Raw genomic sequence first — 9,546 nt, forward strand, 5'->3', positions numbered from 1 at the left:
ATGACATGTGCCAGATGGCTAGCTTTGTCTTCAGTCAGCATACGACCAGCAAACAGCGAGCCGTGAACAGCTTCCGGCTCTCCCTGCCTTACCCCTTCTCACTGTTCACTTAATGCGTTTAGAGAATGACCCCCCGTTCTCGGACTAATTTCTGTTTGATCATCGTAAACATTTTCTGATAATCGACCTGACCTTGCTCTATTTGTTGTTCATACGCTTTCAGCAGTTGCCTGACTTCGGCATTTAAGCGGTCTTCCACAGACAATTCCTCCGTTACGGCATGATCAATCGCGTCGGCAAAAGCCCTGTCTTGGCCAGTCAAGACGACATGACCTTCTTGCACGAGCCTGGAAGCAAGCGCATCGGCCATGTGCCTCACCCGTTCCCTCGAAAGACGCATCGCGATCACACCTGTTCGACGCGAATCGTCGGAGCGCCCATTACCCGCTTCAATACAGTGGCATCTCCAACAATGCGACCAATGACATTCACACGATCGGCAGGCACCGGTTCCGCCCCTATGCTCATCGGCGTACGACCGAAAAAAATCGCCAACACCTGGCCCGCTCCCCAGAATGCTACATCACCAATCTTCACTTGATTCGTGGCCGTTTCCCGGTGGTCCTTTACGCCAGCCAACTTGAAATAGAACTCTTCGCCCCACATGTTGACAGGTCCTTCAACCGGTAATGCTGCATACACTTCCTTCGCCGTCTTGTTATCCTTTAATTCCGCCTCAACCCGAACCTGCCCCACCGTAATCCGTATTTTTTTCGCTTGGTCCGTCATCAATGTTCCTGTCTGTATCCATACAATGCAAACACGAAAACACGCTTCCCTAGCGGACTCTAGCTTGTTTAACTGGTGAAATCAAGGCTACAATCCCGCACCCATGTTGACGTCAACCTTTGTCCTCCTCCAAGGAATCGGCCCGGCCACTGAACGCCGTCTTTGGCAGGATGGTATCCTCCAATGGAATACTTTTCTCGCTCAACCGTCTGTCCCCGGAATATCATCTGCAAGAAAGTGTTGCTACAATGATGCCCTCGAAACCGCCCATTCGCGATTGCAGGCCGGCCGTGCCGATTACTTTGGCGACTGCCTCAAGAGCCGCGACCATTGGCGCTTGTTCGATACTTTTCGCTGTCGCACTCTGTATCTCGACATCGAAACAACGGGATTGTCCGCCCGCGAGGGGAAGGTGACTGTCATTGGCCTCTTTCGGAACGGACGAATGAGCAGCCTGGTCCGGGGAGAGAATTTGACTGAAGACCGTTTAGAGGATGAGTTGGATCGAACGGACCTCTTGGTAACATTTTTCGGCACTGGATTCGATATTCCGTTCCTGCACGCAAACTTTCCACGGCTCAATTGGAGGAAGCCGCATTTCGACCTTTGCCTAGCGGCACGCCGCCTTGGGTTGCACGGAGGGTTGAAATCTATCGAACGGACGCTCTGCATCGAACGGGAAGACTCTGTCGACGGATTGGACGGTTGGGACGCGGTGCGTCTCTGGCATCGGTGGCAAGGGGGAGACGAGTCCGCTCTGGACCTGCTGTTGCGTTACAACGCGGCAGATACCAGGAACCTGGAACCTCTGGCGGAAACATTGTTTGAGCAGCTGGTCCAGCGTTACGGCCCTCCGTCTGTCGGAATTGGGAACTCGATTCCATGAAACAAAACGCCAGATGGATCGGGTTCGGGCGAACGGATGTCGGATGTGTTCGCCAGTCCAATCAAGATGTGTTTGCCGCAATCAACAGTTGCAATTTCTGGATCATTGCTGACGGGATGGGCGGTCATCCTGGCGGTGACGTGGCCGCTCATCTCGCAGTCGACACCGCAACCCAGCGAGCGAAGGAACTTACCTCACCGTCGAAACAACAATCCGGTCTGCTCCCCCACGAAATTATGGAATGCCTTATCGCTGCCAACCAGTCTATCCATAACAGGGTCAAGGAGGAGCCGGCCTTAAAAGGGATGGGAACTACGGCGGTCGCTATGACGATCACTCCAACACCGAAGCCGGTTGCCCACATCGCGCATCTAGGAGACAGCCGCGCTTATCGGTTCCATGACGGGATTTTGACGCAACTGACGCGCGACCACAGTCTTGTCAATATGTTGTTGGAGCGCGGCCTGATCGACGAGGCAAAGGCACAGTCCTATCCCGACAAGCATGTGCTGGCCAAAGGACTCGGGATGGGCTCAGAGATATTACCCGAACTGACGTCGATACCAATCAACGACAAAGACTTGATGATCCTTTGCAGTGACGGCCTTACCAAAATGCTCGACGACAATGCGATACACGCCATCTTGTCACGAGACACCTGCAACCCTCGTCGTGCCTGCCACGATTTGGTTGAAGCCGCCTTACGTCAGGGAGGCGAGGATAATGTGACGGTCATTGTCTGTGGCTTTACGACTCCGACAAAGTCGGGAAGCCTCGCCATTGACAAGACCCTACCGGCCATGTAGCCTGATTCTCCAGCCACACGATGCTTCGCAAAACATCAGCTCATCCATTATTGAGACGGAGACCGATTATGTTTGTGCGCTTTCGTCACCTGCTGTACCTTTTCACAGCAATCATGGTGGCATTGACGGCGTCCTTCAGCCTCGCGGCCACGGAAGAGGGTGCAGAAGCGGCCGTTCGCGCTCTGGTGAGGGCCAATGCCGAGAAGGACATGGACACACTTTCTAAATTGATAGCCCACGACGATGACATCACGAGCTATACGATCGGTGGTCGGAAGTACGTCGGCTGGGCGGATCTTGAACGGGACATGTTGGAGGAATTTTCAGCCGCCGCTTCCCTCGAATTGCCTATACAATCGCTGAAGGTCTGGACGAAAGGCGAGATTGCCTGGTATGCGATGGAACTCGATTACATCAGAACAGTCGTAGAAGACGGCGCCACGCGTCGGGCCGTGCTCCCGCTCCGTGAAACAGGCGTGCTGGAACGCCGGAATGGCCAATGGGTATTGCTCTCCTGGCACGAATCGTTTCGCAACGCTGGCGCCGCCGTTGCGCTGAACGACCGAACGTCACGACAAGTTGCCTCCTCACTGATATCAGACTCGTCTCATCCGTCGACCACGGACTTGAGCGGAGAATGGGACATCCTCGAAGTTGAGGACGACAAACGTTACAAAGCGACTCTCGATAAAGCCGGAAACAGCCCCTACACGCAACACGGCGGACGATTCGTCACTACAAAATTTTCCGATCGACTTTGGCAAGGTACGTGGCATCAACCGGGCAATGACCGCGAGGGAGGCTTTGAACTTCTTTTATCCGAAGACGGCAAAGAAGCCAAAGGAGTGTGGTGGTACACAAGGGTGGGAACGCAAAAGAACATCCCTCCAAGGGAACATGGCGGGACATACCATTGGAAACGGATGACTCCGGTACCCGTGACACCCTGATACAAAAACAGTTCGTGGCGACCGAAAGATCACCTGTCGGAGTTCCATTATGATGACAGGTTCGTCCCATTCTCTCTAGGAGGAATTATGCTCTGGATTATCCTGATTGCGGTCACCCTGCTATTCGGTTCGCCGGCCTTTGCCGATGGGGGACACGACCATCATGCGATCCCGACTTTGAAGAACCAAACGACGACAGTCGTAACGATCAAGGACAATACCGTCACACTTACCTTCGGTCCAATCGATCTTCCCTCTGGTCACGAAGGTGATCTAGCGGCATCGATGCCGAAGCATATCTTCCAGCTCCCCAAAGATATGTACATGATCGGCTATAAATCGGCAGTGTTTACCAAGGCAGGAAAACCGCTTCCCCGAAATTATTTGCACCACATCCTGATGATGAACAATGACAAGCCCAGCGTATCGTGCCCTGGCGAACCCTTGTTTTTCGGCGGGGCAGGACTAGAGATGACGGAAGCTATGTTTCCGAAAGGTTATGGAGTCAAACTCGGAAAGGGAGAACACTTAATGTCTGTTGTAGCCTTCTACCACAAGGCACCGCCGACAAAAGACGTTATGGCCACCTTCACGATGTACATGGCGCCGGAAGGCACACCTGTCAAAGAAATGGATGTCTACCAGGTGGGCGTGAACGTGGTCTGCTACAGCAAGTTCGGTGAGCGAGGGCCGGACCAGACTGATGAAGGCATCGAGATCAAGCCCGGCGTGCAAGTCCACAGGGCTCCGTTAAAATTCCTCATGGATGGCTGTGTGAAATTTGCCTATCCTCATGGCCATGACGAATTGCTCTTAATTGCCTTGGAGAATAAAACAAGGAAGCGGACTCTCCTTCGAACTGTTCCTGACGTCACACAGGACGGAACATTCCTGGAGTTTCAGCCACACCAAGTCTACAAAGACGAACAGGGTTTTCCGGTGACTAGAGAAGAAGATTATGAAATGCTGATGGTCCATCACCATCCCCTGCACAAACAGGAAGCCCAACATGGCATGGGCAATTATCTCCTCTATATGACACCGGGTGCCTGTCCGAATGCCAAAACTGCCAGCGTGCGATAATAAAAGCTTCCCTCTCGGTCAGCCACACGCAGGTGGCTGACCGGCAATTAATCCTTTTCTGCACGGCTTCTGAAAAGAACTTCTCCATCAATCCATCCGGACAATTTTGTCCGAACTTCCAATTCTGTGCATTAGTCCCCTACCAAAGCAGGAGCCATTTTGGACGGACTTGGGCTGTGTTTCTCCCCACTGCCTATGCTATGCAGATGCGTACACCGTGCAGACGACTTCTTGTTCGTGCACGCCTGACCCGATCAACACGAAGGACGTAAAGGCGCAGGGGGCTTTTTGCGTCCGTTCCTGTCCGTGGAGGGCGGACATATTAGACGAACAATAGGACCTGTTCATGCCACAGAGCATCCCCCCAGCCATTCTGATCGTCAATGAACATGCCGAAGAGATCAAACTCGTCACTATCAGCCTCCGTGGATTCTTCCCCGAATGCCTTGTTGAATCGGCCTACTCCGCAGAAGAAGCCATTACTATGTCCGCGACGGATCGGCCATGGGCGCTCTTCGTTCTTGACGATAACAGCATACCGCAAGACATTGCCTCGTTCGCAGAACTTCTGAAACGGCAATCGCCATCCACAGTTATCATCCTGCAAACAACACGCACCGATTCGGCTTCGGCAACGAAGGCGCTACAAGCGGGGGTCGACTACTATCTCTACAAGCATTCTCCCGCTTTCCTGACGGAACTGCTCTTCTGCGCAAAAGAGGCACTCGCCAGGACGGAAGACGTACCGTCCGGAACTCGCGAAGTCACTACTTATCTTCAACTTATTGAGTCGCTCGGGGATATAGCGTATCAGCTTGATGCGGAAGGGCGAATTGTCAGCATCAGCCGAAATCTGAAAGAATTACTTGGCTTCGAGCCCGCACAACTTATCGGACAACCCTACGACACACTATTCCCGGAAAGCGGGCAACAGGCTGCCCGATTTCGCTTCAACGAACGCAGAACCGGTGCCCGCGCCACAACCAGCCATGAACTGATTTTCCAACGAAGAGAGGTTCGGGGTGAAGAGATACGTCTCGTCGCAGGCATGATCAGCGCAAGGGGAATCTATGACGCCTCGCACCGCTACTTTGGAACTGTGGGCATCATTCGGGATCTCACTGAGCGAAAGAGCCGAGAATTGGTAATCCAGGAACTTCAACGACGGCTGGAACGCACACGGGCACTACATGGCCTTGCCCAACAGATCACCACCTTATCGCGAGAGCTTCAGCAACCTCTTTCCACGTTGCTCACGGAATCCCAGCAACTTTATTCGGTCCTCCGTGACGCCCGCGTACTCGAGCGTATCCAGACACTTGCGGAAGGGGCTGTCGCCGCCTCGAAATTCGGAGAACGCCTTGATTTGCTTGCGCAGGAATCTGAGAAGGCAGATCAGGGCTTCACGGTCAATCAGCTGATTGAAGACCTCCTTTCCTCAATCCCCCCGGACCAACTGGCGCGCCAGGATGTCACGACCGACTTCGCATCGTTCCTTGCCCCTTACGGAGGAGATAGGGAACGGACCGTTGATCTGGTTCATCACCTGATTAATTACGCTAAGTCCTATCTTAAGACCGTTGATCGTCATCGTGTACTTCGTATCAAGACGAGCGTCGTCGGTCCCCTCGCGTCGCCAGAATGGCCGACTCTGTTCCCACTCACGTCCCTGAACCAAATCGACATTGAGATCGATGAATCAGATTGCGAGCCGCCAGTGCCGCCGCTTCCTACCTCGGCCGAGCCAATTGACCTGCTCGACTTGTACCAAAAAGCGAAGGACCTTGGCGGGACTCTCGACATCTCTGCACCAGCAACAGGTCCCTTACATCTTCGACTTCGTCTTCCCAATGGCCCACAACTGCCATCCGAACCAACGCCTCTACCGGAACCCCCTTCACCTGCAATTGCGCCGTCAAGAGAGATCTCGAAGCCGATACCTCCAGAAACCGTCTCACGGAAAGGTGGATTCGTTGGGCAAGATCGGCGGGCGACAGCCCGGACCGCCACGACACTCCCTGCTCGGGTCACGGTAGGTGCATCGACCTGGGAAGGCATGCTCATTAACATCGGCCTCGGAGGCGCTTGCATCAGGCTGTCAGCAGAGTTTCCGCCCATCCCGACTCAAGAAGCCTATATCGTCGTGAAAACAGCCGTGGGTATCCTCGAACTCAGCGGTCTTGCCCACAAGCGGACAGTCTCGGATCGTGCTGCGACGGAAGGTCCACCATTTTCGCACCTCATCCTCGTGTTTCATTCGATGAAGCAGACTGAGAGAGCCGTATTGGATTCGCTTATTGAAGCCGTGCGCGATCAGGCGGTCACTCTTACCGTCGAAGTGCTCCTCGAAACGGTGGAGAGAGTACCACGGGAGACGGATCAGGCTTTGCAGGATCGGCGGATTGATCAGGATCGTCGGGAAACAGTGCGCGTAGTACTCTCACTTCCGGCTCGATTGGAAACAGAACGCTATCAAGAGCCAGCCAGCCGTCTCACGGCTCATGTTCTCAACATCAGCCGTAGCGGTGCCTGCCTGCAGGTGAGAATGGGCCCGGAAGACATCCGGAAACCGGTCGTCATTCATTTTCCCCCTCCCTACCGAAGCCGCGACCAAGGCCCCCATACTCCCGACGCTCCAGATACAGCTCTCCCCGCCCGAATCGTCTGGTCCGTACAGGATCCAACGGCCCCCGATGCACTCCGTCTGCCAGGAGTCTCCTATGCGATGCGAATCGGTGTCCGTTTCGATCCCTTAACTCCTCGTGCCGAGCGTGAGCTTCACCGCGCCGTCTACCAATATCTCGCCACTCAATTGGCAAATGAAGCTCTTACGGCGTCCGTTCCCGTACTCACGGTTCCGCGGGAATGCCGCAATGCGAGAGGCCAGACGATCGCCATTACGGACAATCATTTGAGCCCTCCGGTTGAGAGCACTCTCCCCATTGTCGTTATCACTCCGGGATATGGTCAGACCGCGTACGATTACGCGGCGCTCGCCCATTACCTCGCGGCTCACCAGATTCGTGTGCTGCGCTACGACCATACGAACCATCTCGGAAACAGCGAAGGAGAATTGCAGCACACGACATTGCGCGGCATACAGCATGACCTGACCAGGGTCATCGAATTCGTTAGACATACCTGGCCCGGGACACCGCTTGCAGTAATCGCCAGCGATCTGGGCGCACGGGCGGCTCTGAAAGCTTTCGCACAGAATCGGCCTCTCGATCTGCTATTGCTCATCAATCTCTCCACCGATATCGAGGCGATACTACTGTCTGTGCACGGGCACAACCTCGTCGCAGATTATCGCTTCGGCCTGCGGCGTGGCATCGCCAATTTGCTCGGGTTGAACATCAATGCCGACCTGTTTGTCGGTGATCTGATTGCAGGACGATATACCGATCTGGCTTCCACTATAGAGGACCTCCGTTCTAATCAATCACCCCTGAGCATTATTACGGGACCCACCCCGGCCGGGAGTTCACTGCCACCCCAGGATCTGCCCCATGCGTTCGTCACGGCATTAAGTTCACAAACAAGGCTGGCAAACATTCCTACGACACTCACGGATAACAAACTCACATCTTTCGAGCCCCACCCTCCTGCATTCAAACAGGTATTGCATCAGATTTCTTCAGCCCTCGGAATTACGCCGACGCTCCCGTACGGTGAATCCTCAATTCGCCAAGACCTCACAAGACAGCGACGAATTGAACGTGAGCACACCTGTCTAATGCACGGCGGGACACAGGTCGGTCGGGATGCTTTAGCATCCGTTCACCTGTCTCAGATCCCGCAGCTTGACAACCTCCACCGATACCGGAAAGCTCTTGAAGATATTTGTGCTTCGGTCGCGCCAATTAACCCCGGTAGCAAGGTCATCGATTCCACATTTGGAGAGAGCGATCTGGTTCGCGCCGTAATCGTGAATCACCTCTATAAAGTGAGGCAAGCGGGCTGGGCTGTTACGGCTCCCCCCATTTTGATCGGAGTGAGACAGTCCCGGGACACGATCGCACGCGCACGCCATGCCGTTGAATCCCTCCGTCGAGAGATCTCAACCGGATTCGCCGAACGCAAGACGGCCGTTTCTGCCCTGACCGTCGCTTGGGTTCAGGCTGATTGGGAGAGAGCCCTTCCGTTTCAAACCGGTTGCCTGCACCGCTTCATCTCCAACCTTTCCTTGCCCTATGTGCGCTCACCGCTTGCCACACTCCGTGAATGGCACCGCGTCCTGCACCCCGAAGGCAGACTCATCGTGACAACGTTCCACCCCGATACAGATCTCGCCTTACTGTACAGAGATCACCTCCGGCAGGCCAATCAGGATGAATTCGGTGTGGATGCACAACCGCTGCTCTCATTTTTCGGAAGGCTCCGCGAAGCCATCCGCCAAATGAGGATTCATACCTTTGATAGAGACGAGCTCTCAGCGCTTATAGAGCAAGCTGGGCTAACGGCATTTGACGTCCTACCAGTTCTTGACGGCCATGCGCTCATGGCAGTAGCCGGAAAAAGGAATTCCTCTAGCCCCAGCACCTAGCCCAGTGTATACTTCCTCGCTGTACAACTTTGAACATTTAGATATGTGTCCGTCTTCGCCGGTCACCTCGTCGGCAGGAGTCACAGGCGCATACAAGGTATCTGGCTATGACCCTTCGCTCCTGTACTGCTTCTGTGCCTTCCTCCGCTGCAGATCTTCTTGATCTTGTCAGAAAATTTTCAACTCGCATTGGCGCATTACCAGACCTTGGTTCACTCAGCGAGCACATCATCCAAGAATTGTGTCGTGCTGGTTCGACAACCCATGGAGCGCTCTACCTCCTAGACCGTGACCATGAATGTTATCGCCGTGCCGCCACAATAGGACCTACGGCCAATTCAACTTTTCCGCCAACACTTCCCCTTTCTCACACAATCCCTGGCTATCTGTTGTCTCAGGCCCCGGTGAGATCCGTAGCTGGAACAGAATCATCTGACATCCCCCCTGATTCCAGCGGAGGGGCCCATGCCGAATTGGCCTCTTTAC

General features: G+C 54.3%; 7 protein-coding genes. 5 read left to right on the plus strand and 2 right to left on the minus strand.

From position 1 onward, the window contains the following. Positions 1-118: 118 nt before the first annotated feature. Positions 119-400 carry a DUF507 family protein gene (locus tag ACWVCN_RS03895; protein WP_455244204.1) on the minus strand — a complete coding sequence of 94 codons (282 nt, stop codon included), beginning with the start codon at positions 398-400 and terminating at the stop codon, positions 119-121. A gap of 5 nt (positions 401-405) precedes the next feature. Next, positions 406-789, minus strand: a complete 384-nt coding sequence (locus ACWVCN_RS03900; protein WP_455244205.1) for a cyclophilin-like fold protein — start codon at positions 787-789, stop codon at positions 406-408. Between the two features lie 103 nt (positions 790-892). On the opposite strand from ACWVCN_RS03900, the gene ACWVCN_RS03905 reads away from it, so the two are divergent. The 5 genes from ACWVCN_RS03905 to ACWVCN_RS03925 all read left to right on the plus strand — a co-directional run bounded on the left by ACWVCN_RS03905 (position 893) and on the right by ACWVCN_RS03925 (position 9,060). Then, positions 893-1,675: a ribonuclease H-like domain-containing protein gene (locus tag ACWVCN_RS03905; RefSeq protein WP_455244206.1), complete on the plus strand. Its 783-nt coding sequence runs from the start codon at positions 893-895 to the stop codon at positions 1,673-1,675. After that, the gene (locus ACWVCN_RS03910) at positions 1,672-2,481 is read left to right on the plus strand and encodes a PP2C family protein-serine/threonine phosphatase (RefSeq protein WP_455244207.1); all 810 of its coding nucleotides are present in this window, start codon (positions 1,672-1,674) and stop codon (positions 2,479-2,481) included. The genes ACWVCN_RS03905 and ACWVCN_RS03910 overlap by 4 nt, the downstream gene beginning before the upstream one ends. A gap of 68 nt (positions 2,482-2,549) precedes the next feature. Continuing rightward, positions 2,550-3,431: a nuclear transport factor 2 family protein gene (locus ACWVCN_RS03915; protein WP_455244208.1), complete on the plus strand. Its 882-nt coding sequence runs from the start codon at positions 2,550-2,552 to the stop codon at positions 3,429-3,431. An 87-nt stretch (positions 3,432-3,518) separates the two neighbouring features. Next, on the plus strand, positions 3,519-4,514 hold the full coding sequence (locus ACWVCN_RS03920; RefSeq protein ID WP_455244209.1) for a hypothetical protein: 996 nt from the start codon (positions 3,519-3,521) through the stop codon (positions 4,512-4,514). A 346-nt stretch (positions 4,515-4,860) separates the two neighbouring features. After that, entirely contained in the window at positions 4,861-9,060 is a 4,200-nt protein-coding gene (locus ACWVCN_RS03925) for a PilZ domain-containing protein (protein WP_455244210.1), read from the plus strand. The last annotated feature ends 486 nt before the right edge of the window (positions 9,061-9,546 follow it).

Source organism: Petrachloros mirabilis, assembly GCF_975968855.1.